Raw genomic sequence first — 25,110 nt, forward strand, 5'->3', positions numbered from 1 at the left:
CCCCCGGCTGCCGCCTCGCTTCGTCGACGGCAAGGTCGCCGAAGCCCTCTCCCCGGGCGCGGGGAGAGGGGCTTTCCGCCCTCGGCCGTGCGGTCGCCGCATGACCCCCTTCCGCGCCGGCCTTCTGGCCCTCCTGCTCACCCTCCTCCTCGACCAAGCCTCCAAGCTCGGTCTGTATTTCGGCACCGACCTCGTGCTCTCGCAGCCCTGGCGGTTCGGGCCCTTCGCCGACTTCGTCGTGGTCTGGAACCGGGGCGTCTCCTACGGCCTGTTCCAGCAGGAGGGCGGCCTCGGCCGCTGGATCCTCGTCATCCTGTCGCTCGCTGCCGCCCTCGGCCTCGGGCTCTGGATGCGGCGGGCCACGTCGCGGCTGCTCGGCGTTGCCCTGGGCCTCATCGTCGGCGGTGCGCTGGGCAACGCCATCGATCGCGCCGCCTACGGGGCGGTGTTCGATTTCGTCCACCTGCATGCCGGCGGCTGGTCCTGGTACGTGTTCAACGTCGCCGACGCGGCGATCGTGGCCGGCGTCATCGGGTTGATCCTCGACAGCCTGTTACCGGCCGGGCGGCATCAGCGCGATCCGGCCCCGGGCGATCCGGCCCCACGCCTGTGATGCGCGCAACACATCGGTCCGGCCACATCTCCGCCCTGGCGCGATGTGGCCAAGGCGCCATACGATCGCCGGAAACCGGCCTCAGGCCGGGTCCCGTCGGATCAGGCCGCGTATCGGCCATCCCCGAGCCGGACTCCCCGGCCGGAACCCGTGAGGCAGCATGACCGGGTATCGCAGGCTTCGACTCCTCCTCCCCGCCGCGTTCGCCCTGACGCCGCTGCTCTCCGTCGGCGCCCAGGCGCAGGAGCGCGGCGAGTTCATGCGCGACGCGCTATCGGGCATCGGCCTTCTGGAGAAGCGCCAGGATCCGATCGACTACCACGAGCGCCCGCCGCTGGTGATGCCGCCCAAGCTCGACGGCAAGGCCCTGCCCCAGCCCCGGGCCCGCTCCACCAGCGCCGCTTGGCCGAAGGATCCCGAGATCGCCGAGCGCGAGCGCGCCGCCAAGGAGCGCCGCAACCCCAAGGGCGTCCAAGCCCAGGGTCGCTACGACGACAACAACGCCACCCTCTCGGTGGACGAGATGCGCAACGGCCGCCGGGCCGGCGCGGGCCTGACCACCGAGGCCGAGCGCAAGCCCGGCGACAACAACCGCGACGACAGCCTGCTCAGCCCGTTCGACCTGCTCAAGGGCAAGAGCGCCAACGCGGAGCCCTCGGACGTCGAGCCGAACCGGGACGTGCTGACCGATCCGCCCACCGGATACCGGCAATCGCCCAAGAAGCTGGCGCGCCCGCCCTCCAGCGACCCGATCAACAACGCCAGCCGCGAGCGCGAGGAGGCCGACCCCCAGGCCTATCTCCGTCAGCGGGCGCAGCAGTAGCGGAGTCGCTGTGTCGCCGTTGCAACGGCGACTCGACGTGGCAACATGTGATGTTCGTCCCGGTGCGGTTCTTGCCCGCCGGAGACTAGGACGGTTCCGATCCGCACGCGCATCCGGAGATGCGGCGCACGGGGCGCGGGGCCGGCAGAAGGAAAGCGGAATGCACCTGTTCAGGACGGCGACGCCCCCCCTCTTCCCGCAGCGTCCGGGCCCGGCCTTCGGCGCCAGCGCCGGCCGGGGCGATGCCGCGCCGTTCGGGCGGTCCGAGGCGGGTGGCCCCGAAGTGACGGCTTTCACCCTCGACAACGGCCTCGACGTGGTGGTCGTGCCCGACCACCGGGCCCCCGTCGCGACCCACATGATCTGGTACCGCAACGGCTCGGCGGATGATCCGCTCGGCCAGTCGGGCATCGCCCACTTCCTCGAGCACCTGATGTTCAAGGGCACCGAGAACCACCCGGTCGGCGCCTTCTCGAAGGCGGTGTCGGGCCTCGGCGGCCAGGAGAACGCCTTCACCAGCTACGATTACACCGCCTATTTCCAGCGGGTCGCCCGGGACCATCTCGGCACCATGATGGCGTTCGAGGCGGACCGCATGAGCGGCCTCGTCCTCGACGACGCCGTCGTGGCCCCCGAGCGCGACGTGGTGCTGGAGGAGCGCCGGATGCGGGTCGAGACCGACCCCTCCGCCCAGCTCTCCGAGGCGATGGCGGCCGGCCTGTTCGTGCACCATCCCTACGGCACCCCGATCATCGGCTGGATGCACGAGATCGAGGGGCTGAACCGCGAGCACGCGCTGGCCTATTACAAGCGCTTCTACACGCCCGAGAACGCCATCCTGGTGGTCGCCGGCGACGTGACCCCGGACGAGGTCCGCCGGCTGGCCGAGACCACCTATGGCCGCGTGACGCCCCAGGGCACCCGGCCCGAGCGTATTCGGGCCCGGGAGCCGGAGCCGAAGGCGCTGCGCCGCGTCGCGGTCGCCGACCCGAAGGTCGAGCAGCCGACCCTGCAGCGGCTCTACCTGACCCCCTCCTGCATCACCGCCCGCGACGGCGGCTGCCACGATCTGGAACTGCTCGCCGAGGTGCTGGGCGGTGGCTCGACCTCCTACCTCTACCGCAAGTTGGTCATGGAGACCGGCCTCGCGGTGAATGCCGGTGCCTGGTACATGGGCTCGGCGATCGACGACACCCGCTTCTCCGTCTACGCGGTGCCCGCCGAGGGCGTGCCCCTGGAGAAGTTGGAGGAGGCCGTCGACAAGGTGCTGCGCCGCGCGCCTTCGGAGGCCCTGGATCCCGAGGCGATCGAACGGGCCAAGACCCGGCTCGTGGCCGAAACGGTCTACTCCTCCGACAGCCAGTCCTCGCTCGCCCGCATCTACGGCTCGGCTCTGGCGATCGGCGAGACCATCGAGGAGGTCCGCCGCTGGCCGACCGATATCGAGGCGGTGTCGCAGGACCGCCTGAAGAGCGCCGCCGAGCGCTGGCTGACGCCGGCCCGCTCGGTCACCGGCTACTTGACCAAGGCGCAGGATCCCGACGCCCCCGTGGCGATGGCCGCCGAGTAGGTTTTTCCGGGGCGCGTCCCGGCGGGTGGTTTCCCAGGCCCCATTGGGACCGCATCAGCCCGGATGCGCTGAGCTGCTCCGCCGCCCGTGAAGCGATAAAAAAGAGGTTCTCATGAGCTTGACCGAGACCCTGGTCGAGACCGTAACCCCGGCCAACTCGCCGACCACGGCGCTGCCTGTGATGACCGCCCCCGGCATCGAGGCGTGGCACGTCGAATCCCCCGTCGTGCCCCTGATCGCCCTGGCCTTCACCTTCGAGGGCGGTGCCGCCCAGGACCCGGCCGGCAAGTCCGGATGCGCGCAGATGCTGGCGCGGCTCCTCGACGAGGGAGCCGGCGATCTGACCTCCGACCAGTTCCAGGAGCGGCTGGCCGCCCGGGCGATCGAGCTGTCGTTCCATGCCGGGCCGGACGCGGTCGGCGGCTCGCTGAAGATGCTGGTCAAGCACGCCGACGAGGCGATCGGCCTCCTCGCCCTGGCGCTGGCCAAGCCTCGCCTCGACCCCGATGCGATCGAGCGCGTGCGGGCCCAGATCATCGCCGGCCTGCGCTATCAGCAGAACGATCCGGGGGTGCTGGCCTCCCGCCGCTTCTTCAAGGAGGCGTTTGCCGGCCATCCCTACGCCCGCCCCTCCTCCGGGACGGTCGAGAGCGTCACGGCGATCACCCGCGACGATCTGCTGGCGATGCATGCCCGCATCATCGGGCGTGGCCGGGTGAAGGTCGCAGCGGTCGGCGCGATTGGCGCCCAGCAGCTCGCCGACGGCCTGAACCAGTCCTTCGGGGCTCTGCCGGAGGCCGGTGAGCTGAAGGCGGTGCCGCGCACCGAGGTGCAGGATCTCGGCAGGCGTATCGTGGTCGATCTCGACGTGCCGCAATCGGTGATCCGCTTCGGCATGGCCGGCGTGCCCTGGCGCGACCCGGACTTCATCCCGGCCTATGTGCTGAACCATATTCTCGGCGGCGGCGCCTTCACGTCGCGCCTGTTTCAAGAGGTGCGCGAGAAGCGCGGGCTTGCCTATTCGGTCGGCACCTCTCTGGTCAGCCATCGCTCGGCCGCGATGACCTGGGGCTACACCGCCACCAAGAACGAGCGCGTCGGCGAAGCGCTTTCGGTGATCGGCGACGAGATCGGCCGCCTGATCACGGAGGGCCCGGACGACGACGAGTTGCAGAAGGCCAAGGACTACCTGACGGGCTCCTACGCGCTGGGCTTCGACACTTCGACCAAGATCGCGCACCAGCTGGTGCAGATCGCCTTCGAGGAATTGGGCATGGACTACATCGCCCGGCGCAACGCCCTGGTGGCGGCGGTGACGCAGGCGGACATCCGCCGGGCCGCCGCGCGGACCTTCGCGGATGGCAAGATGCTGGTGGTCGCCGCGGGGCGTCCGGTCGGGCTCTGAGGCTCAGGCGGCCACGGGGGCGAGCGGAGCGATCTGCTCGATCTCCGGTCCGAGGGTGCGCGTGAGCGTCTCCATCTCGTACTGGCGCTGAAGGTTGAGCCAGAAATCCGCACTCGTTCCGAAATAGCGCCCAAGACGCAGCGCTGTATCGGTCGAGACACCGATCTGTTCGGCGGCAATCCGCTCGATCCGTGTTCGCGGCACCAAGCACGCACGTGCCACCGTGCCGGCCGACAATCCAAGGGGGATAAGAAAGTCTTCGCGTAGCACCTCGCCGGGATGCAGAGGCGGCAGCACGGTCTCGGTTTCGTACGCGACAGCCATTGGGTATCTCACATCAGAGTGGGGCAACGCCCCCGGTCAATGATAGTCGACGATCTCGACCTCGGTCGGACCTCTCTCGGTCCAGCGTAGGCAGATCCGGAACTGGTTGTTGATCCAAATGGCATGTTGCCCGGCACGGTCGTGCGTCAGGGGATGAAGTTTGTTGCCCGGCGGCACTTTCAGATCATCCAGAGAAACGGCAGCATGGATCTGGCGTAATTTGCGCCGTGCCACCTTGATAATCGCGAAGGGTATGCCTTTCGGATGGCGCCCTTGGAAAACCGCCTCCGTCGCGGCGTCCGCAAAGGTTTGAATCGCCACGACATCGCTCCACCCGCAGGTCTGATGTATCGTCAAGTGATACATTTCGTCAAGGGCTATGTATCGTTCTGTGATACGGTCTTGGGGTGTACGTTGATCAAGCCACAGGACGAGCCTCTACGCTTCGCGCATCTCCAGCGTACGCTCGCAATGCCATCGTCCGATCCCCACGTGGTGCGCGTCGGAGCGGGGGCCTGAAGGAGAAGAGATGCAGCTCACCGGCATCCACCACCTCACCGCGGTGACCGCCCGCGCGGCGGAGAACGTCGCGTTCTACACCGGCACGCTGGGGCTGCGCCTCGTCAAGAAGACCGTGAATCAGGACGACGTCTCGGCCTACCACCTGTTCTACGCGGATGGGCTGGCGAGCCCCGGGACCGACATCACCTTCTTCGACTGGCCGGCGCCCCGGGAGCGGCGGGGCTCGAACAGCATCACCCGGACGCATCTGCGCGTGCCCGGCGCGGGCGCGGTGGCGTGGTGGCACGCGCGCCTGCGCGAGGCCGGGATCGTGGAGGCCGAGCCTGTTTTGCGCGACGGGCGGCTCACCCTGGATTTCGAGGATCCGGAGGGCCAGCGCCTCGCCCTCGTCGATGATGGCGGGACCGGGCCGGAGCATCCCTGGACCGGCTCGCCGGTGCCGGCCGCCTACCAGATCCGCGGCCTCGGACCGATTCGGCTCTCCGTGCCGGACCTCGGGCGCACCGCCGCCGTGCTCACCGAGGTGCTGGGCATGCGCCGGGATCGGGCGTTTCAGACGGAGGACGGACCGGTCGAGGTCTACGCCATGGGCCCCGGCGGCCCGGCCGCCGAGATTCAGCTCCTGGCCGATCCGTCCGCGCCGGCGCGGCAGGGCGCGGGGGCGGTGCATCACGTCGCCTTCCGCATTCCCGACACGGATTACGACGCCTGGGTCGACCGGCTGCGGGCCGCCCGCGTGCCGACCAGCGGGCCGGTCGACCGCTACTATTTCCGCAGCCTCTACTTCCGCGAGCCCAACGGCATCCTGTTCGAGATCGCCACCGACGGGCCCGGCTTCACCGCTGACGAGCCGCTGGAGACTCTGGGCGAGCGTCTTGCCCTGCCGCCGTTTCTGGAGCCGCGCCGGGCCGAGATCGAGGCGGGCCTCAAGCCGCTCCGGCCCAGCGGCACCGTCTGAGCGCCCCACCGAGGCACCGCCGGCCGGCAACCCTCCCATGTCCGGGGCGCGGCTGCGGCCGTGCGGCGAAGACGCTCAATATTCGAACGATTCCAGGCCGTTCACTTCTTTGGCGGGTGTGATCCCAGGGCGCCTTGACGGGCGTGCTGCAACTGCGAAAGAAGCAGCACGCGTCTGTTTGACATCCGGATCCCGGCGAACCGCCGCATGGATCCGCCCCCGTCCCGTGGGACGGCGGGGATCTGCCGAACCGGGCATCAGAGGATTCGAGGACTGATCCGTCGATGAGCAAGTTCTACGAGGAGCGCGTCCTGTCGGTCCACCACTGGACTGACAACCTGTTCTCGTTCCGCACGACCCGCGATCCGGCGTTCCGCTTCCGCAACGGCGAGTTCACGATGATCGGCCTGGAGGTCGAGGGGCGGCCGCTCCTGCGCGCCTATTCGGTCGTCTCGGCCAATTACGAGGAGGAACTGGAGTTCTTCTCGATCAAGGTCCAGGACGGGCCGCTGACCTCGAAGCTCCAGCATCTCAAGGTCGGCGATCCGATCATCGTCGGCAAGAAGCCCACCGGCACGCTGGTGCTCGACAACCTGCTGCCCGGCCGGCACCTCTACCTGCTCGGCACCGGCACGGGGTTGGCGCCGTTCCTGTCGATCGTCAAGGACCCGGAGACCTACGACCGGTTCGAGAAGGTCGTGCTGGTCCATGGTTGCCGGCAGGTGCAGGAGCTCGCCTACGGCGAGACCATCACCGAGACCCTGCCGAAGCACGAATTCCTCGGCGAGATGATCTCGAACCAGCTGGTCTACTATCCGACCGTGACCCGCGAGCCGTTCCGCAACCGCGGCCGGATCACCGATCTGATGGTTTCGGGCAAGCTCTTCTCCGACATCGGCCTGCCGGAGATGGCGATCGAGAACGACCGCTTCATGCTCTGCGGCAGCCCCGACATGATCCGCGATACCCGCGAGCTTCTGACCTCCCGCGGCTACGAGGAGGGCAACCACGGCGAGGCGGCCCACTACGTGATCGAGAAGGCCTTCGTCGAGAAGTAGTTTTTTGGGGCTTGGCTTTAAGCCCGGTGCGGCCGCCGCGCCGGGCTCTTTGTTTTTCGGGAGAATGGTTTCGCAGAGGAGCCGATCCAGGTCTAAGGCCGGGCGGTCCGCGTCGCCGACCTGGAGGACCCCGGCATGGCCGGTGTGATCGGCTTCGATGCCCTGGCCCCAGCCGTGATCGCGGCTTTCCTCCGCGCCTCAGGTCGCAGCGGGTCGGCCCTTGGCACTCGCCCTATTGCGGCACCGGCATCCCGTCCGCGAACGGCCCGCCCCCGGCGCTGAACAGCTTCCTCAGGAAGCCCGGCGCGATGGCCGAGAGCGGGTTCACGCTCACGTCCGGCGAGGCCAGCTTGCCCGAGACGCGGAAATTGACCGCGAACAGACCCTCGTTGTGGCCGCCGCCCAGCAGAGGCCCGAGCAGGGGCAATTGCGAGGCGACGTTGTTCAGCCCGTAGAGCGGCACGAAGGTGCCGTCGATCAGGGTGCGCTCGCGGCCGGTATCGAGCCAGCCCGACAGGGTGAAGCCCATGGCGGCGTTCGAGATCGCCGCATCGCTGAAATCGACTCGGGTGCCCGTGCGGACGAAGTTGGCGCGCATCCGGTCGAAGGTGACATCGCCCGCCGCCCGGCCCGGGGCGACCCGGCGGCCGCGGGCGGAATCGGTGTCGGCCACCTCCGGACCCTGCGCGATGATGCTCGACAAAGCGGGCTCGTTGCGCAGGACGAAGTCGCGGATCTGTACGACCCCCGCCTGCGGGCCGTCGTTGAGGCCGATCCCGGCATTGAGCCGCCCGCCATGCATCCGTCGGTAGACATCGACGAAGCGCAGGGTCGCGCCGGCATCGGCCGTATCCACCGCCAGCGTCGGCACGCCCCGCTCGCCCCGGGTGACGGAGGCCGCGAAGGGCGCTGCGCGGAAGCGTCCGGAGATGGTGGCGGCCCGCAGGGTCTTGCCGTGCAGCGTCAGCCGCAGGTTGGCGCCGGTCAGCGCCTCGTCGTTGAAGCCCGTGACGATCGGCACCTGGATGTCGGCGTCGATATCCTTCGGGTTCGCTTCCTTGCCGCCCTTGCCGTCCGGCCCGCCCAGCGACTTCAGAAACGGTCGCGCATCCACCACTGCGCCCCGGACTACGAGCTTGTAGCCGTTGCCGGACCGGTCGAGCCCGACCCGCAGATCGTCGCCGGGCGAGAGCTTGACGTTCGTCAGCTCCGCCCGCTCCAGGCCGCCCTCAGGGGTGATCGTGACGGTGCCGCGGGCGGAGGCCGGGGCGGCGTCGAAGGCGAAGTCGCGCAGTTCGAGGCCCTGGCCGCCATCCACGAGGGTGAAGGTCAGCCGTCCCGGCTTGCCCACGGGCTTCGTGAAGCCCGGGAGCAGCCCGTCGATCCCGGCCTTGGCGAGATCGGCCTCGACCTTGATCGGCGGCTTGCCGGTTCCGGGCCGGCCGATCGGCACCACCGCGCGGACCGGGATCGTGCCGGTGAGCTGCGGCGCGGTCGGCAGGCCCTTCCGGCCCCGCACCGCGTCGTCGAGGGCGAGGTTGATGACCGCCTCGCCCGGCTGTCCCACCTTCGGCTGGCGCATGTCCACCGAGATCGGGGCGCCCGCGACCCGGCCGTCGCCCTTCAGCACGAAGGCGCCGCGGTCGTACGACAGGGAGAACTTGCCCGCCTCCAGCCGGTCCTTGCCCATCACCTTGTCGACCGACAGATCGGCCAGCGTGCCAGTCAGGGTCACGGGCAGGTCGGGCAGATCGGGGATGTGCTTGAGATTGAGGGGGAAATCGACCCGCAGGTCGGCGCTGCCCTTGATCGTGGCGGGGTCGAGATCGACGCTCATCAGGCTCTTGAACAGCTTGGCCTGCAGCACGGAGGCCATGCCGTCCGCCCCACCGGAGAGCCGCATGCCGATCTGCGCCACCACCCGGTCCGGGGTGAGCTGGGGGATGACGAAGCTGCCATCCGAGATTGCGAGGCCACGGCCGTCCGGCCCGCGGATTTCGGCGGTCACGTTGCGCACCGTGGTGGAGCGCCCGGTGATGGTCCCGAAGGCGTTGCCCTTGGTGACGGGGGGCGCGTCTGCCGTGACGTCGAGGGCCGCGTCGGAAACGTGGAAGTCGATATGGACCGCGTCGTCCGGGGCCGGATCGCCCCGGGTCGCGGCGGCCAGCACGGTGCCGGACATCGTCACCCGGATGTCCACCGCCTCGACGCGGCCGCGCCGCAGCTGGTCCACGAGATAGGTCCGGGCCGGGGGCGCGATGTGCTCCGGCCAGAGACGCAGGCCCGTGCGGACGTCGCCGTCATGGGCGGTGATGTGGAGGTTGAGGCCGCCATCGTCGGCCGCGGTGCCGATCGTCCCGGTGATCGTCCCGCTCATCCCCGGGGCGGACAGGTTCAGCGCGTCGATGGCGATGCCGCCGTCCCGGCCGGAGAGCTTCACGTCCAGGGCGTCGATCTTCACCGGCGCGTCCTGCGGCGTCGCCCCGCGCAAAGTGGCGTCCCGGCCCGCAAGCGTCGCCGTCCAGTCCGTCGCCGCATCCGCCGGGCTGCCCTTCCAGGCGCCGGTCAGGTGTACGGCGTTGCCGGCTCCGCGATAGTCCAGGCCGGTCAGCGCCATGACGCGGCCGGCCTCGTCCCAGTCCAGATTCGCGTCGAGGCTCTCGACCGTGACGGGGTTGAAGTCCTTCTCCTCGATCAGGACGGTGCCGTCGCCGGTATGGACCCGGGCGGTCATCGCCTGGATGCGCCCGGCCGCCAGTTTCACGTCGGCCCGGGCCGAGACCTTGAGATCGGTGGTCAGCGGCAGGCCCGACTGGCCCGAGAGCAGCAGCAGATCGGTCACCGGCAGATCGTCGAGGGTGATGATGCCCGAGCGGTCCTGCCCCTCCCCGCCGTCGCGCAGGGAGCCACCGAACCGCCACTCGCCGTGCGGCCCGTCGAGCCGCAATTCGAAGGTGCGCGATCCGTTCGCCGAATCGCGCCCGAACAACCCGTTGACCCGGGCGAAGACCGCACGCTCGCGGCCGTCCTCGTCGATCAAGCGCAGGCGCGCATCGGTGATCCGGGCCCGGTCGAGGGCGCCCACCACGCCGCTCGGATCGAGCACGATGCCGAAGATCGACGCGATGCCCGCCGACAATGGCGAGACACTGCCGCGCACCGCATCCACGCTCGGCGGCGTGTGCGGCTGGATGTCGACCGGGTGGTTGGCCTCCGAGGCCGCGAACGCGATGGAGCCGTCGCGGTGCAGCAGCGCGGTGGTCTGCGTCTCGCGGAACTCGATGGAGCGTGGCTGCAGGTTGAGCCGGAGCAGCCCCCAGAGGTCGAGGCTGACGAGCGCCAGGGGCGCACGGACCACGAGGTCGCCCTGCGGATTGCGGATGTCGAGCCCGGAGAAGCGCAGGCTCAGGGCATTCTCGCGGTCGAGTTCGAGGCTGCTGCCGCGGATGCCGATGCTCCAGCCGGGGCCGATCCGCTCGGCCACGGCGGCGGCGACGCGACGCGACAGGCCGTCGATCTGCAGCGGCCCGTTCGACAGGCGCAGGGCCACGAGGCCGATCCCGGCGCCGAGGACCAGCACCAGGGCGAGCGCGCTCACGAGGCAGGCGCCTCCCACGCGCCGTGCCCGCCCCCGGGGGTTGCCTGCCGACGTCGTCTCGTCCGCCATCGGGACCCTTGTTCCGGGGACTCTGCCCGCGGAGCCCGCAGGCTTCGCGGCCGGTGGATCGAAGCGCGCCTGCGCTTTACAGCGGCCGCGACTCCGGTTTTGGCTCAGGTGTGCGCGGCGCGCTAGCGTGTTGCCGGGCACGAGATCGGTTGCACATCATCATTCGGCCGAAAGGAAGGCACGATGCCGCTGTCAGAGGGCGATCCGGCCCCGGATTTCGACCTGCCCGCCTCTGCGGGAGGCCGCATTGCGCTGGCTGCGCTCAAGGGTCACAAAGTCGTGCTCTACTTCTACCCGAAGGACGACACGAGCGGTTGCACCCTGGAGGCGCAGGACTTCAACCGCCTGCTGCCGGATTTCGCGGCGGCCGACGCGAAGATCGTCGGTCTGTCGCCGGACCCGGTGAAGAGCCACGACAAGTTCTGCGGCAAGTACGGGCTCGCCTTTCCGCTCGCCTCCGACGAGGACAAGGGCGCGCTCGAAGCCTACGGGGTCTGGGTCGAGAAGAGCATGTACGGGCGCACATACATGGGCGTCGAGCGCACCACCGTGCTGGTCGATCGCGAAGGCCGGATCGCCAAGGTCTGGCCGAAGGTGAAGGTGCCGGGCCACGCCGAGGCGGTGCTGGAGGCCGCCCGGGCGCTTACCTGAGGAAAGTTTCGGCGGACCGATATTGGTCTCGACGGATCCTTAACCTTACCCAGTCTTGAATGACGGTTCTTGCGGGGCCGTCCCGATGCATCGTTTGAAGATCTCTTCGCCCTCCACCCCACGCCGGGCCGCGCCGTGGCTCGCCGGGGGGCTCGCGCTCGCGCTGCTCTGGGCGCTGGGCGCGACCTATCTGATCGTCTTCCACGATGAGGTGCTGGCCGGTTTCGTGGCCCGGCAGGCGGCGATGCGCGACGCCTACGAGGTGCAGCTTGCCGAACTGCGCGACCGCCTCGACCGCGACGGGCGCGACCGGGCCGGCACCGAGGCCGGGCTGGCAGACCGCGTCACGGCGGCGCTGGAGCGGCAGGCCGAGTTGGAGCGGCGTGCCGCCGCCCTGGCCGGCCTCGCGCGGCAGACGCCCCCCGACCCGACCACCACCGGCACGCTGTCCCCACGCCCCGGCGCGGGCCTCGCGCCGGTCGACGATGAGCCGAACCTGCGCTCCGATGATGGGGCCGAGCCCGCCCGCGCCCTGCCGCGCCGGAGCGACATCGAGGTCGAGACCGGGCTGATCCGGCTGGAGGCCCGCCTCGAGGGCCTGCAGGCGGCTCAGGGCGAGCGCCTTGCCGGCCTGGCCGCGCGGGCCGGCGAGGAAGTCCGGCGGCTGCGTGGCCTGATCCGCCGGACCGGCCTCGATCCCGGACGCTTTGACGCGCCGTCCGCCGGGGTTGGCGGCCCGCTGGTCCCCCTCGACAGCCGCGTCCTGGACGGCGCCGGCTTCGAGGCCGGCCTCGCGCTGGCCCGTCGGGCTCAGACGGAAAGCGAGCGCCTGCGCCGGAAAGCTGCCGGACTGCCGCTCGGCCGGCCGATCCGGGGCGAGGCCCTCGTGTCGAGCCCGTTCGGAACCCGGCTCGACCCGTTCACCCGCGGCCTCGCGCTCCACACCGGACTCGACCTCAAGGCCGAATACGGCGAGCCCGCCCGTGCGACCGCCGCCGGCCGGGTGATCGCCGCCGAGGCCGCGGGCGGCTATGGCAACATGGTGGAGATCGATCACGGGAACGGCCTGACCACCCGGTTCGGCCATCTCGCCCGCATCGCGGTCTATCCCGGGCAGCGCGTCGCCGCGGGCGATACGGTCGGCTCCGTGGGCTCGACCGGGCGCTCCACCGGGGCGCACCTGCACTACGAGACCCGCATCGACGGCGTGCCGGTCGATCCCCAGCGCTTCCTGACGGCCGGCGCGACGCGCGCGCGAGGCGGCGCCGACTGAGTCCGTCGTCGCGGGACCCGGCCCGTGCTAAGCTCCGAGTCGCGATCGGAGGCCGTCATGGCACTGGCTGTGAAGCGCGACACGCGCATGAACGTCGCCGAATACAGGCGCTGGGTGGAGCCCCGCCCGGATGAGGAGCGCTGGGAGCTGCTCGACGGCGAGCCGGTGCTGATGGCGCCCCCGAGCGCGCGGCACCAGCGCATCGTCACGAACCTCGTCAAGCGTCTCGATTCATTGGCCGAACCGCGCGGCTGCGGCGCCTATCCGGGTCTGGCGATCCTCAGCGCGGCCATGGACGATTACGCGCCCTACCCGGATGTCGTGGTCCATTGCGGGCCGATGCCGCCCACCGGCTTCGTCGACGATCCCCTGGTGATCGTCGAGGTTCTCTCGCCCGGCACCATGACCAACGACCGGGGGCGCAAGCTCGCCTTCTACGCCACCGTGCCGAGCCTCCAGTCGCTGCTGATCGTCTACCAGAACGAGCCCCGGATCGAGGTCTGGCGCCGCGATGCCGACTGGTCCATGCGGGTGGCCGGATCGAAGGATGTCGTGGACCTGCCGGAGCTGGGTGGTGCCCTGCCGGTGACCGAGATCGACGACCGCGTGACCTTTTGAACCGGCGCTGGCGCGCGTCGGCGCGCCGGTGCTAACCTCGCCCGGGATCGGAGGTCGGCGATGTCTCTGGCCGTTAAGCGTGACGTGGGGATGGACGTGGCGGCGTTCCGGCTCTGGGCGGAGGCCCGCCCGGACGCGGAGCGCTGGGAACTGCTCGACGGCGAACCGGTGCTGATGGCGCCGCCGCGGGAACGGCATCAGCGCATCGTGATGAATCTGGCGGGACGCCTCGATGCATTGGCTGAGCCACGGGGCTGCCGCGCCGTGCCGGGTCTGGCGATCCTCAGCGCCGCGATGGACGATTTCGCGCCGATCCCCGACGTGGTGGTGCGCTGCGGGCCGCCCCTGCCGGACGGCTATGCCGCAGATCCGCTCCTCGTCGCCGAGGTGCTCTCGCCCTCGACCATGAGCCTGGACCGCGGTCGCAAGATCGACTTCTACCGGACGGTGCCGAGCCTCAAGGTCCTGCTGATCGTCTATTCCGACGAGATCCGGATCGAGGTCTGGCGGCGGGCGGGTGAGGATTGGGGCGTCACGGCGCTCGGGCCCGATGGTACCGTGACGCTGCCGGAGCTTGATGGCACCGTGCCGGTGCGCGACATCTATCGCGGGCTCACATCCTGAGCCGCACCCGACTCAAGGGCCGGCCCCCCGGCCCCGCAGAGCACCAAGGCACCGACTTGCCCCATTTCGAAGACTTCTACGCGGCCAAGCTGCGCGGCTCCCTCGGTGTGACGGATGCGGATTCGGTGCTCGACCTGCGTGGCGCCAACCGCACGCGCGCGGAGGCCTCGCTCAAGGACATGCTGGAGCGCAGCCGCTTCGCCAAGGGCAAGACCGTGGCGATCCGGCTCGATCCGCCCCCGGAGGGCGGCGGCGAGACCCTGTTCCAGCCGGCGGGTCGCCTGCTCCTCGACGCGAAGCGCCGCGGCCTGATCGAGCGGCTGCAGACCCTGCCGGCCCAGGACGGGCTCGGCTTCTACGTGGCGCTGTCCGGGCGGGCCGAGCGGACGCCGATGTAGCGCGGCGCCGGGTTCTGCGCCGGCAACGGATCGAGCCCGCGCCGCCGGACGTTGACCGGTCCAGCATCGGACGCCCGACTCACCGAACGCAGATCCCGGCATGAGCACCCTCCCCGGCGGCCGCAACACGATCGAGCGCGTCGCCCGTTTCGGCTACGGTGCCCGTGGCGTGGTCTACCTCGTGGTCGGCGGCCTCGCCTTGTTGGCGGCGCTCGGACAGGGCGGACGGGCCGGCGACAGCAAGGACGCCCTGCGCGCCGTGCTGGCCGGACCGTTCGGCGCGGCTCTCGTCGGCTTGATCGCCCTGGGGCTTGCCGGTTTCGCGCTCTGGCGCCTCGTCGAGGCCGTTACGGATGCCGACCGGCGAGGAACCGGGCTCAAGGGCCTGGGGGTGCGCGGCGCGCATCTGATCAGCGCCGCGCTCTATTTTGGCCTCGCCGCCAGTGCCGCATCGCTGAGTCTCGGGCTCGGTCTGAGCGGCGGCGACGGCATGCACGATGGCACCGCGTGGCTGCTTGCCAAGCCCTTCGGCCGCTGGCTCGTGGCGCTCGCCGGCCTCGCGGTGGTCGGCGGCGGCTTCGGCTTCCTCGGCAAGGCGTGGCGCGGGGACGTCACCGACCGGCTCGCCCTCGACGCGCAGGCCCGCGCGCGCTGGGCCGGGCCGATCGGCCGCTTCGGCTATGCGGCGCGGGGCTTGGCCTTCCTGATCATCGGCGGCTTCCTTGTCGCGGCGGCGTGGCACCAGCGCTCGTCCGACGCCAAGGGGTTGGCCGAGGCTTTCGCGCTGCTGCGCGCCCAGCCCTACGGTTCGGTCCTGCTCGGGCTGGTGGCCGCGGGCCACGCCGCCTTCGGGGCATTCGGGCTGATCCAGGCCCGCTACCGGCACATCGAGGCCCCGGACATCGACCGGGTCGACGACGCGGCGGGCGCCGCGGCCCGGGCCCTGACCTGACGCGGGTCCGGACGGCCCGTCGCGTTGACAGGACTGGTCCCGCGGCGGATACCCCGCGGCACCCCATCCGGCCCCCGATGCAGCAGCGCCACTACAAGACCGCGGTGATGGTGGCCCACGACCTCGCGGCGACCGCCGCCGCCGTGGTGCTCACCTTCCTGTTCCGATTCCAGGGCGGGATGCTGGACGAGCGCCTGCACGCCCTGCCCCTGCTGCTGCCGCCGTTCCTGGCCTTCGCGGGCTTCGTCTACGCGCGCTTCCGGCTCTACCGGACCAAGTGGCGCTTCGCCTCCCTGCAGGATCTCGCCGGAATCGTCCGGGCGGCGAGCGTGCTGGCGCTCACCCTGCTGGTGATCGACTGGGTCCTGGTCTCGGCCGATCTCTACGGGTTCTACTTCTTCGGCAAGATCGCGATCCTGCTCTACTGGGTCCTGCAGATCTTCTTCCTCGGCGGGGCGCGCCTCGCCTTCCGTTATCTCAAGGACACGCGCTCCCGGCAGTCGAGCGCCCGGGCCGCCACCGTGCCGACCCTGCTCCTCGGGCGCGGCGCCGATATCGACGTGCTGATCCGGGCGATCGAATCGGGCTCGGTGAAGAAGCTCGCGCCCCGGGGCATCCTGTCGCCGCGCGCGGACGAGCGCGGTCAGTTCATGCGCGGCGTGGCCGTGCTCGGCGGCTTCCCGGATCTGGAGCGGGTGGTGGCCGATCTCGCGGCACGGGGTGAGCCGGTGCGGCGCCTCGTGGCGACGCCGAGCGCCCTCGTGCCGGAGGCGTCGCCCGACGACCTGATCGCCCGCGCCCGCCGGCTCGGCCTCCCCCTCGCCCGGGTGGCCGGCCTCGGCGAGGGCGCACAGGGACCGGAACTGGCGCCGCTGGAGATCGAGGATCTGCTCCTGCGCCCGACCGTGCCCATCGACCGGGCGCGGTTGGAGGCGTTCCTCACCGGCCGCCGGGTTGTGGTGACGGGGGGCGGCGGCTCGATCGGCTCAGAGATCTGCCTGCGCGCCGTGGCGTTCGGGGCCGCCGCCGTGCTGGTGCTCGATGCCTCCGAGCCGGCGCTCCACGGCATCCTCACGCATCCGGCGATCCTGGCCGCGAAAGCCACGGTCACGGGGGTTCTCGCCGACATCCGCGACCGGGAGCGGACGCATCAGGTCATCGCGGAGTTCCGGCCGGATTACGTGCTCCACGCCGCTGCGCTCAAGCAGGTGCCCTACCTGGAGCGGGACTGGCAGGAGGGCATCAAGACCAACGTGTTCGGCTCGATCAACGTCGCCGAGGCCGCGGTGGCGGCCCGCGCCCGGGCGCTGGTGATGATCTCCACCGACAAGGCGATCGAGCCGGTTTCGCAGCTCGGCGTCACCAAGCGCTTCGCCGAGATGGTCGCCCAGGCCCTCGATGCGGCGCAGTCGGGTCAGCCCGGTCACCCGACCCGGCTGATCGCCGTGCGGTTCGGCAACGTCCTGGGCTCGGCCGGCTCGGTGGTGCCGGTGTTCAAGGCGCAGATCGCCCGGGGCGGCCCGGTGACGGTCACCGATCCCGACATGGTCCGCTACTTCATGACCGTGCGCGAGGCCTGCGACCTCGTCCTGACGGCCGCCTCCCACGCCGACGGCGAGGCCCGCACCGGGCCGGATTCGGAGCGCGCCGCGGTCTACGTGCTCAAGATGGGCCAGCCGGTGCGGATCGCCGACCTCGCCGACCGGATGATCCGGCTGGCCGGCTTCGAGCCCGGGGAAGAGATCGAGATCGCGTTCACCGGTGCGCGGCCCGGCGAGCGGCTCAACGAGATCCTGTTCGCCCGGGATGAGCCGCGCGTGGCGCTTGCGGGGATCGACGGCGTGATGGCGGCGCGCCCGGTCTTCGCCGACCGGGCGCGGCTCGATGCCTGGGTGGCAGAGCTGCGCGCGGCCGTGGCGGCCGGCGACCGGGCGGCCGCGGAGGCGGTGTTCGAGACGGCCGTGCCGCATTTCCGCGAGCGCCACGCCCAGCGGGTGGAGCGAAGCGCGGCGTAAACCGCAGCGGGTAAAACCCGGGTTTCGAAAGGGATCATCCCTTTGGCATCCCGGATTTGGGGCTTCGTATCTTAACCGCCCGCTCGCGCCAGCCGCGCCAGCCCGTCCCGGGTCGATCCCGCTGGGCGCCAGCCGAGCGCTGCGAGGCCGTCGGCGCGGGCCACCAGCCCCTCGGCGATGCGGGCGAACTGCTCGTCTCGGCCGGTCATCCGGCAGGCGAGTCTCAGGAGGCTGGCTGGGACCGGGACCAGCCCCGGACCGCGGCCGAGGCCCGCGCGGAGCGCCGCGATCATCTCGGGCAGCCTCAGCGGATCCGGATCGGCCGCGATCAGCGCCGCCCGCACGGGGCCCGGCGCCCGCAGCACCGTATCGACGGCCCCCGACAGGCTCTCCAGGGAAATCAGCGAGCGCCGGGCCGCGAGGCCGCCGAGCGGCAGCGGGTACGGGCCGCGGGCGAGCCGCAGGAGCGCGGCCATGTTGCCCTTCACACCGGCGCCGTAGACCAGGACCGGGCGCAGGGCGACCCAGTCGAGCCCGGTCTCGGCCAAGGCCCGCTCGGCCTCCAGCTTGGAGCGGCCATAGGCATCGGTCGGCACCGCGGGATCGCCCTCCCCGACCGAACCCGGCGCGCTCGGGCCCACCTGCGCGCGGATCGAGGACAGGAACACGAACCGGCGCACCTTTGCACGCGCGGCCGCCTCGGCGAGCTTGCGCGTCGCCTCGGTGTTGAGGGTGCGGTAATCGTCCTCGGGCGCGCCCGACATGGCATGGGCGAGGCCCGCCGAATGCACCACCGCGTCGACGCCGGCCAACGCCGCGGCCATGTTGATCGGGCGCGTCAGGTCGCCCACCACCGCGCTCGCGGCGCCCTCCGGCAGGGCGGTCGGCCGGCGCAGCAGCACCCGGACCCGGTAGCCGCGGGCGGTGAGGTCGGCGAGCAGGTGGCGGCCGATGAAGCCGGTCGCCCCGGTGAGCGCGATCAGTCCGGTCACGGGTGGGCGGCACCTTCGGCGGGGGCCGGCGCCGGGGCGCGGGCGAAGCGGCGGAGCAGGAGGGCGACCAGGGCGAGCCCGGCCACGAGCGCCGCGAGGGTGACCGGCCAGGACGGCCAAAACAAGGTCGCGGCGGCCAGCGCCGCAAGCGCGAGATTGACCGCGAAGACCCGCCCCACCACGCCCGGAACCGTGAGCCCGTTCACGGTCGCCCGCTGGTAGAAGTGGCCCCGATGCGCCTCCCAGATCCGCTCCCGCCGGCCGGCCCGGGCGGCGAGCGTCAGGCTGGCATCGGCGAGATAGATGAGCGGCAGCAGCAGAGCCGCCGCGAGACCGCCCGCCGTGGCGAGATGCCAGAGCAGCCACGCGGTGACGAGCCCGATCGGCAGTGCGCCGACATCCCCGAGGAAGAGCTTTGCGACCGGCCGGTTGAACGGCGCGAAGCCCAGCACCGCGCCGAGCAGGCAGGCTGCCACCAGCGTCGGCAGCGGCGGCAGGAGCCCGGCGAGGCCGAACAGCAGCAGGGCGCCGGAGACCGGGACGATCTCCGCCACGATCATCCAGTCGAGCCCGTCCATGAAGTTCGTCAGGTTCACGAACCAGAGGCCAGCGACGAGGGCGAGGCCGCGTTCGAGGCCGAGGGGGAGGCCGGGCAGCAGCCGTCCGTCCAGGTGCCAGACCAGCAGGCCGACCGCTACGGCCTGCGTGACGAGCCGAACGCCGGCCGGCAGCGGGCGCACGTCGTCCACGGCCCCGAGGAGTGCCAGGGCGAGGGCGCAGCCGGCGAGCCAGATCCAGTCCGGCCGGCCGCCGATCTCCGGCGCCGCGATGAGCAGGCCCGAGATGGTCACGAGCGCCGTCACCACGGCGATCCCGCCCCCCTGCGGCGTCGGCACCCTATGGCTGGAGCGGGCGTTCGGGCGCGCCAGGGCGTAGCGCTGCAGGAGCGGGAACAGGCGCAGGATCAGCCCTGCCGAGAGGGCTGCGGCCAGCGGGACGGCGAGGAGGAGAAGCGTGGGCAAGGCGGATGGCATGGCGGACGGCATGGCGCCGTCCTACGCGATCCGGAGCGCCACCGTGAGGGGCCGGTGGCTCACGCCGCCCGCACCGTGGCGAGGAACCGACCGACCTCGGCGGTGAGGTGCTCGGACTGGCGGGACATGTCGGAGGCCGCGCCCAGCACCTGGGCGGCGGCCGCGCCGGTCTCCTCGGCCGCCTGGGCGAGGCTCGCGATGGTGCCGGTGACCGCGCCGGTGCCCGCCGCCGCCTCGGCGACGTTGCGGACGATCTCCTGGGTCGCCGCGCCCTGCTGCTCCACGGCGGCGGCGATCGAGGCCGCCACGCCGTCGATCTCGCGGATGCGCCGCCTGATCCCGTCGATCGAGCTCGCGGCCTGCCCCGTGGAGGCCTGGATCCGGGTGATCTGGCCGGTGATCTCCTCGGTCGCCCGGGCCGTCTGGCTGGCCAGTTCCTTGACCTCGGTGGCGACCACCGCGAAGCCGCGCCCCGCCTCGCCCGCGCGGGCCGCCTCGATGGTGGCGTTGAGGGCCAGAAGGTTGGTCTGGGCCGCGATGGTCGAGATCAGGCCGACCACGTCGCCGACCTTCGCGGCGGCGGCGCTCAGGTCCTGCACCAGGGCGACCGTGTCGGCCGCCTCGGCGACGGCGATCCGCGCCAGTTCCGCCGAGCCGCTGACCTGCCGGCCGATCTCCTGGACCGACGAGCCCAGCTCCTCGGCCGCCGCCGCCACGGTGTTGACGTTGGCGGCGGCCTCGTTGGCAGCCGACGCGACCGTGCCGGACTGTCCGGCCGAATCCGCTGCGCTTCCGGTCAGGGACCGGGCGGTCGCCTCCAGCTCGGTGGCGGCCGCCGAGACGCCGCCGACGATGCCGCCGATCGCCTGCTCGAAGGCGTCGGCCATGGCCCGGGTCGCGGCCCGGCGCTGGGTCTCGGCATCCGCGCGGGCCAGCGCGGTCTCGGCCTCGAGGGCGCAGCTCCGGATCAGATTGTCACGGAACACCACCACGGAACCGGCCAGCGCGCCGATCTCGTCCCGGCGGCCCTGGCCCGGGATCTCGGCCTCGATGTCACCGGCGGCGAGGCGCTGCGTCGCCGCGGAGATCGCCCGCAGCGGCCGGCTGACGCCGCGCAGCACCATCACCAGGGCGCCCAGGGCGACGATCAACGCGAGGCCGGCGAGGGCCAGAATGTCCCGGTTGGCGGCCGCGTAGGTCTCCGCGATCCGCGTGCCGCTCGCCTGCGAGCCGGCGGCATTCAGGTCGACCAGCCGGTCCCACTCCGAGAGCACAGCGTTGATGCCGGCCGACATCGTGGTGTTGTAGATCCGCTGCCCGCCGGCGATGTCGCCCGCAGTGGCCTTGTCCAGGGCCTGCTTCTGCAGGCTGTTATAGGCTTCGAGGTTCCGGCGCAGTGCCGCGTAGCTCTCGCGTTCGGCCTGCGTGAGCGGCTCGGCCTCGTAGCGGGCGAACTGGGCCGCGAGCTGCTCGCCGCGCTTGGCGATAAGGGTGGAGACCTCTGCCCGCAGCTCCGGCGTGTCGGCCGTGATGAGCCGGCCGCCATTGACCCGTTGGCGCATGATGAGGACACCCATCCGGCCCAGCGCATCGGTCGCCGGCACGCGCACGTCGCGGAGTGCCGCCGCGGTGGCGTTGACGCTGCGCAGCTCCGCCAGGGAGAGACCGCTCGTCGCGGCGATCAGGAGAACCAGGGCGGCAAGGCAGGCCCCGAGCTTGGCCGCGATCGAAATACCGGTGCGCATGTGATGTCGCCTTCGGTCCCGGGAGGCAGGACCGAAGGCGGTATGACGGTGAAACAGTTAAACTTGTTTGAGATTCCTGATTGGTCGATTCAACCTGTGCGTACAGCCTCTCAGTAGACCTGGGCCTCCTCGCGCGGCCTGTCGGACGGGCCGTCCCGTCGATCCAGGCTCTTTTCCACCACCTTGGCGAGCCCGACCATGATCTGGTCGATGGCGTAATCCTTCGGCGTGTAGACGGCGCGCACACCCATGTTCTTGAGGACCAGCTCGTCCTCCGGCGAGATGATGCCGCCGACCACGACGGGGATATGGTCGAGGCCCGCCTCCCGCATCTTGGCCCGGACCTCGCGCACCAGCGGCACGTGGGAGCCGGACAGGATCGACAGGCCGACCACATGGGCGCCCGTCTCCTTCGCCTTGGCGACGATCTCGGTCGGGGTCTGGCGGATGCCGTCGTAGGTTACGTCGAAGCCGACGTCGCGGGCGCGCAGCGCGATCTGCTCGGCGCCGTTGGAATGGCCGTCGAGGCCCGGCTTGCCGACCACGATCTTGGGCGTCTCGCCCAGCCGCTCGCCGAGATCGGCGATCAGCAGCTTGGCGTCCTCGGCGGCCCCGGCCGAGACCGTCTCGAGGGTCACACCGGTGGGCGCGCGGTACTCGCCGAACACCGCGCGCAGGCGCTCGCCCCACTCGCCGGTGGTGACGCCGGCCCTCGCGGCTTCGATGGAGGGCGGCATGATGTTGGCGCCCGAGCGCGCCGCCTGCTCCAGGGCGTCGAGGGCTTGGCCCACGGCCTGCTCGTCGCGGCGGCTGCGCCATTCGCGGATGCGGGTTTGCGCTTCCATCTCCACCGTCTCGGAAACCGAGAAGATGGCGCCCTCCCCGGCGGTGAGCGGCGAGGGCTCGCCCTGCTGCCACTTGTTGACGCCGACGACGATCTGGTCGCCGGCCTCGATCGCCGAGATCCGCCGGGCGTTCGACTCCACCAGCGCGCGCTTCAGCGCCCCGGTCTCCACGGCCGCGACCGCACCGCCGATGCCGCCGATCCGCTCCAGCTCGGCCCGAGTCTCGACCTTCAGCGCCTCGACCTTGGCCTCGATCACGTGGCTGCCGTCGAAGATGTCGTCGTATTCGAGGAGGTCGGTCTCGAAGGCCAGGATCTGCTGCATGCGCATCGACCATTGCTGGTCCCAGGGCCGCGGCAGGCCGAGCGCCTCGTTCCAGGCCGGCAGCTGCACGGCGCGGGCGCGGGCGCGCTTCGAGAGTGTCACGGCCAGCATCTCGATCAGGATGCGGTGGACATTGTTCTCGGGCTGCTGCTCGGTGAGCCCGAGGGAGTTCACCTGCACGCCGTAGCGAAAAATCCGCTTCTTCGGATCGTCGATGCCGTAGCGCTCCTGGGCGATCTCGTCCCAGAGTTCCGAGAACGCCCGCATCTTGCAGATCTCGGTGACGAACCGCAGCCCGGCATTCACGAAGAACGAGATCCGGCCGAAGACGTCGGAAAAACTCGCGGCGTCGAACTCGGGATCATCGCGCACCGTGTCGAGCACCGCGATGGCGATGGCGAGCGCGTAGGACAGCTCTTGAACCGGCGTCGCCCCCGCCTCCTGCAGGTGGTAGGAGCAGACGTTCATCGGGTTCCACTTCGGCACGTTCTTGGTCGTGAACAGGATCACGTCCTTGGTGAGCCGGAGCGAGGGCGCGGGCGGGAACACGTAGGTGCCGCGCGACAGGTATTCCTTGATGATGTCGTTCTGGGTCGTGCCCTGGAGGGCGGCGAGCGGTGCGCCCTGCTCCTCGGCCACCGCCAGATAGAGCGCCAGCAGCCAGGGGGCCGTGGCGTTGATCGTCATGGAGGTGTTCATCTGGGCGAGCGGGATGTCCTGGAACAGGGTCCGCATGTCGCCGAGATGCGCGATCGAGACGCCGACCTTGCCGACCTCGCCGCGGGATAGCTCGTGGTCCGGGTCGTAGCCGGTCTGGGTCGGCAGGTCGAAGGCCACCGACAGGCCGGTCTGTCCCTTGGCGAGGTTGCCCCGGTAGAGCGCGTTGGACTCCGCCGCGTTGGAATGTCCCGCATAGGTGCGGATGATCCACGGCTTGTCGCGGCTGGACTTGTCGCTCCGGGTTTCCGCGGCGCTCGCGCCCATCCTGGCCTCCATGTGATCTTTGTATCCGCGCTCGGGGCGCAGCGTTGCCGCCACCGTAGCGAAGGCTTGGCCACGCGTCATCCGAGACGGACGTGCAAGAGGCCCCTGCGCGCGGCCGCGGGGCTTTAAAAAACTTGGTCGCCGGAACAGCGCGATTTGAGGGCACGCGTCTACGCGACTGGCCGCACGCTGGTCGTTCCTTGGTATAAAGTCCACCTGAGCGACATGGCAGCGCCGTGCAAGGTCTCGGATCCGGTGCCGGCCCCAGGCGCGCGGAATAATACTTGGTCTCCCCGAAAGCCGAATTTGAATACGTGGGCGCCGTCCCTGTGTCGGCGGCTTCTTCACGTCGAAAACCTCTGGGTTTCGACTTTCGACCCACTTGGAGGCCTTTCGCATCGCCGCTATAGCGCGAGGGAGAACCGCGGCCGTGAGCAACACGCGGGACGAGAGGAGAGCGAGATGGCGGCGAGCGCTGCGGTCAGTCCGACGACCGGTGAGGTCAAAGATCTCTACGAGATGGGTGAGATCCCGCCGCTCGGTCACGTGCCGGCCAAGATGTATGCCTGGGCGATCCGGCGCGAGCGCCATGGACCCCCGGAACAGTCCCACCAACTCGAAGTGCTGCCGGTCTGGGAGATCGGCGACGACGAGGTGCTGGTCTACGTCATGGCGGCGGGCGTCAACTACAACGGCGTCTGGGCCGGCCTCGGCGAGCCGATCTCGCCGTTCGACGTCCACAAGGGCGAGTACCACATCGCGGGCTCCGACGCCTCCGGCATCGTCTGGAAGGTCGGCTCGAAGGTGAAGCGCTGGAAGGTCGGCGACGAGGTCATCGTCCACTGCAACCGCGACGACGGCGACGACGAGGAGTGCAACGGCGGCGACCCGATGTTCTCGCCCTCGCAGCGCATCTGGGGCTACGAGACCGGGGACGGCTCCTTCGCCCAGTTCTGCCGGGTGCAGTCCCGCCAGCTCATGGTCCGGCCGAAGCACCTCACCTGGGAGGAGGCGGCCTGCTACACGCTGACGCTCGCCACCGCCTACCGCATGCTGTTCGGCCACGCGCCGCATACGGTGAAGCCGGGCCAGAACGTGCTGATCTGGGGCGCCTCCGGGGGCCTGGGCGTGTTCGGCGTGCAGCTCTGCGCGGCCTCGGGCGCCAACGCGATCGCGGTGATCTCGGACGAGTCGAAGCGCGACTACGTGATGAGCCTCGGCGCCAAGGGCGTGATCAACCGCAAGGACTTCGACTGCTGGGGCCAGCTGCCGAAGGTGAACTCGCCTGAGTTCCACGCCTGGACGAAAGAGGCGCGGAAATTCGGCAAGGCGATCTGGGACATCACCGGCAAGCAGGATGTCGACATCGTGTTCGAGCATCCCGGCGAGGCGACCTTCCCGGTCTCGGCGCTGGTGGTGAAGCGCGGCGGCATGGTGGTGTTCTGCGCCGGCACGACCGGCTTCAACATCACCTTCGACGCCCGCTACGTCTGGATGCGCCAGAAGCGCATCCAGGGCTCGCACTTCGCCCACCTCAAGCAGGCCTCCTCGGCGAACCAGTTCGTGCTGGACCGGCGGATCGACCCCTGCATGAGCGAGGTGTTCCCCTGGGACAAGATCCCCCAGGCGCATACCAAGATGTGGAAGAACCAGCACCCGCCGGGCAACATGGCCTGCCTGGTCAACGCGCCCCGCGCCGGTCTGCGGACCGTCGA

General features: G+C 70.7%; 21 protein-coding genes. 14 read left to right on the forward strand and 7 right to left on the reverse strand.

Annotated elements, in window-relative coordinates; translation table 11 throughout:
• Positions 1-100 precede the first annotated feature (100 nt).
• The 4 genes from lspA to OXS49_RS15325 all read left to right on the forward strand — a co-directional run bounded on the left by lspA (position 101) and on the right by OXS49_RS15325 (position 4,411).
• Complete coding sequence (gene lspA / locus OXS49_RS15310; RefSeq protein ID WP_267425372.1) at positions 101-613, forward strand: signal peptidase II; 513 nt, start codon at positions 101-103, stop codon at positions 611-613.
• Positions 614-773: 160 nt separating this feature from the next.
• Positions 774-1,436 carry a hypothetical protein gene (locus tag OXS49_RS15315; protein ID WP_267425375.1) on the forward strand — a complete coding sequence of 221 codons (663 nt, stop codon included), beginning with the start codon at positions 774-776 and terminating at the stop codon, positions 1,434-1,436.
• A 160-nt stretch (positions 1,437-1,596) separates the two neighbouring features.
• On the forward strand, positions 1,597-3,006 hold the full coding sequence (locus tag OXS49_RS15320; protein ID WP_244002044.1) for a pitrilysin family protein: 1,410 nt from the start codon (positions 1,597-1,599) through the stop codon (positions 3,004-3,006).
• A gap of 112 nt (positions 3,007-3,118) precedes the next feature.
• Entirely contained in the window at positions 3,119-4,411 is a 1,293-nt protein-coding gene (locus OXS49_RS15325; RefSeq protein ID WP_267425378.1) for a pitrilysin family protein, read from the forward strand.
• Positions 4,412-4,414: 3 nt separating this feature from the next.
• Here the strand turns inward: OXS49_RS15325 and OXS49_RS15330 are convergent, their stop codons facing one another.
• Both OXS49_RS15330 and OXS49_RS15335 read right to left on the reverse strand, forming a co-directional pair.
• A complete protein-coding gene (locus OXS49_RS15330) occupies positions 4,415-4,735 on the reverse strand; it encodes a HigA family addiction module antitoxin (protein WP_244002040.1) in 321 nt (106 codons plus the stop codon).
• 36 nt (positions 4,736-4,771) lie between these two features.
• Entirely contained in the window at positions 4,772-5,056 is a 285-nt protein-coding gene (locus tag OXS49_RS15335; protein WP_313901765.1) for a type II toxin-antitoxin system RelE/ParE family toxin, read from the reverse strand.
• 208 nt (positions 5,057-5,264) lie between these two features.
• Here OXS49_RS15335 and OXS49_RS15340 point away from each other — a divergent pair, with 208 nt between their 5' ends.
• Complete coding sequence (locus tag OXS49_RS15340; protein ID WP_267425381.1) at positions 5,265-6,215, forward strand: ring-cleaving dioxygenase; 951 nt, start codon at positions 5,265-5,267, stop codon at positions 6,213-6,215.
• Positions 6,216-6,499: 284 nt separating this feature from the next.
• Positions 6,500-7,273 carry a ferredoxin--NADP reductase gene (locus OXS49_RS15345; RefSeq protein WP_244002034.1) on the forward strand — a complete coding sequence of 258 codons (774 nt, stop codon included), beginning with the start codon at positions 6,500-6,502 and terminating at the stop codon, positions 7,271-7,273.
• A 232-nt stretch (positions 7,274-7,505) separates the two neighbouring features.
• On the opposite strand, the gene OXS49_RS15350 is transcribed toward OXS49_RS15345, so the two are convergent.
• On the reverse strand, positions 7,506-10,871 hold the full coding sequence (locus tag OXS49_RS15350; protein ID WP_267425383.1) for a DUF3971 domain-containing protein: 3,366 nt from the start codon (positions 10,869-10,871) through the stop codon (positions 7,506-7,508).
• Positions 10,872-11,123: 252 nt separating this feature from the next.
• On the opposite strand from OXS49_RS15350, the gene OXS49_RS15355 reads away from it, so the two are divergent.
• The 7 genes from OXS49_RS15355 to OXS49_RS15385 all read left to right on the forward strand — a co-directional run bounded on the left by OXS49_RS15355 (position 11,124) and on the right by OXS49_RS15385 (position 17,471).
• Positions 11,124-11,591, forward strand: coding sequence for a peroxiredoxin (locus OXS49_RS15355; RefSeq protein ID WP_267425385.1), 468 nt, complete (start codon positions 11,124-11,126; stop codon positions 11,589-11,591).
• A gap of 85 nt (positions 11,592-11,676) precedes the next feature.
• Positions 11,677-12,864 (forward strand): M23 family metallopeptidase, encoded by a 1,188-nt coding sequence (locus OXS49_RS15360; protein WP_267425387.1) that lies wholly within the window; start codon positions 11,677-11,679, stop codon positions 12,862-12,864.
• Positions 12,865-12,921: 57 nt separating this feature from the next.
• On the forward strand, positions 12,922-13,482 hold the full coding sequence (locus tag OXS49_RS15365; RefSeq protein WP_267425388.1) for a Uma2 family endonuclease: 561 nt from the start codon (positions 12,922-12,924) through the stop codon (positions 13,480-13,482).
• A gap of 60 nt (positions 13,483-13,542) precedes the next feature.
• Positions 13,543-14,106 (forward strand): Uma2 family endonuclease, encoded by a 564-nt coding sequence (locus OXS49_RS15370; protein ID WP_267425389.1) that lies wholly within the window; start codon positions 13,543-13,545, stop codon positions 14,104-14,106.
• A gap of 56 nt (positions 14,107-14,162) precedes the next feature.
• Positions 14,163-14,504 (forward strand): hypothetical protein, encoded by a 342-nt coding sequence (locus OXS49_RS15375; RefSeq protein WP_244002022.1) that lies wholly within the window; start codon positions 14,163-14,165, stop codon positions 14,502-14,504.
• 100 nt (positions 14,505-14,604) lie between these two features.
• Positions 14,605-15,456 carry a DUF1206 domain-containing protein gene (locus OXS49_RS15380; protein WP_244002021.1) on the forward strand — a complete coding sequence of 284 codons (852 nt, stop codon included), beginning with the start codon at positions 14,605-14,607 and terminating at the stop codon, positions 15,454-15,456.
• A 77-nt stretch (positions 15,457-15,533) separates the two neighbouring features.
• Positions 15,534-17,471, forward strand: coding sequence for an SDR family NAD(P)-dependent oxidoreductase (locus OXS49_RS15385; RefSeq protein ID WP_267425391.1), 1,938 nt, complete (start codon positions 15,534-15,536; stop codon positions 17,469-17,471).
• Positions 17,472-17,542: 71 nt separating this feature from the next.
• On the opposite strand, the gene OXS49_RS15390 is transcribed toward OXS49_RS15385, so the two are convergent.
• The 4 genes from OXS49_RS15390 to OXS49_RS15405 all read right to left on the reverse strand — a co-directional run bounded on the left by OXS49_RS15390 (position 17,543) and on the right by OXS49_RS15405 (position 23,407).
• A complete protein-coding gene (locus tag OXS49_RS15390; protein ID WP_267425394.1) occupies positions 17,543-18,463 on the reverse strand; it encodes an NAD-dependent epimerase/dehydratase family protein in 921 nt (306 codons plus the stop codon).
• On the reverse strand, positions 18,460-19,497 hold the full coding sequence (locus OXS49_RS15395; protein ID WP_267425403.1) for a glycosyl transferase: 1,038 nt from the start codon (positions 19,495-19,497) through the stop codon (positions 18,460-18,462). Before OXS49_RS15395 ends, OXS49_RS15390 begins: the two co-directional genes overlap by 4 nt.
• A gap of 59 nt (positions 19,498-19,556) precedes the next feature.
• On the reverse strand, positions 19,557-21,242 hold the full coding sequence (locus OXS49_RS15400) for a methyl-accepting chemotaxis protein (protein WP_267425396.1): 1,686 nt from the start codon (positions 21,240-21,242) through the stop codon (positions 19,557-19,559).
• A 110-nt stretch (positions 21,243-21,352) separates the two neighbouring features.
• Entirely contained in the window at positions 21,353-23,407 is a 2,055-nt protein-coding gene (locus OXS49_RS15405; protein WP_267425399.1) for a protein meaA, read from the reverse strand.
• Between the two features lie 450 nt (positions 23,408-23,857).
• On the opposite strand from OXS49_RS15405, the gene ccrA reads away from it, so the two are divergent.
• Positions 23,858-25,110: crotonyl-CoA carboxylase/reductase (gene ccrA, locus OXS49_RS15410; protein WP_267425401.1), on the forward strand; the 1,253-nt coding region annotated here is incomplete at its 3' end.

Origin of the sequence: Methylobacterium sp. GC_Met_2 (genome assembly GCF_026540795.1) — a bacterium.
GTDB lineage: Bacteria > Pseudomonadota > Alphaproteobacteria > Rhizobiales > Beijerinckiaceae > Methylobacterium.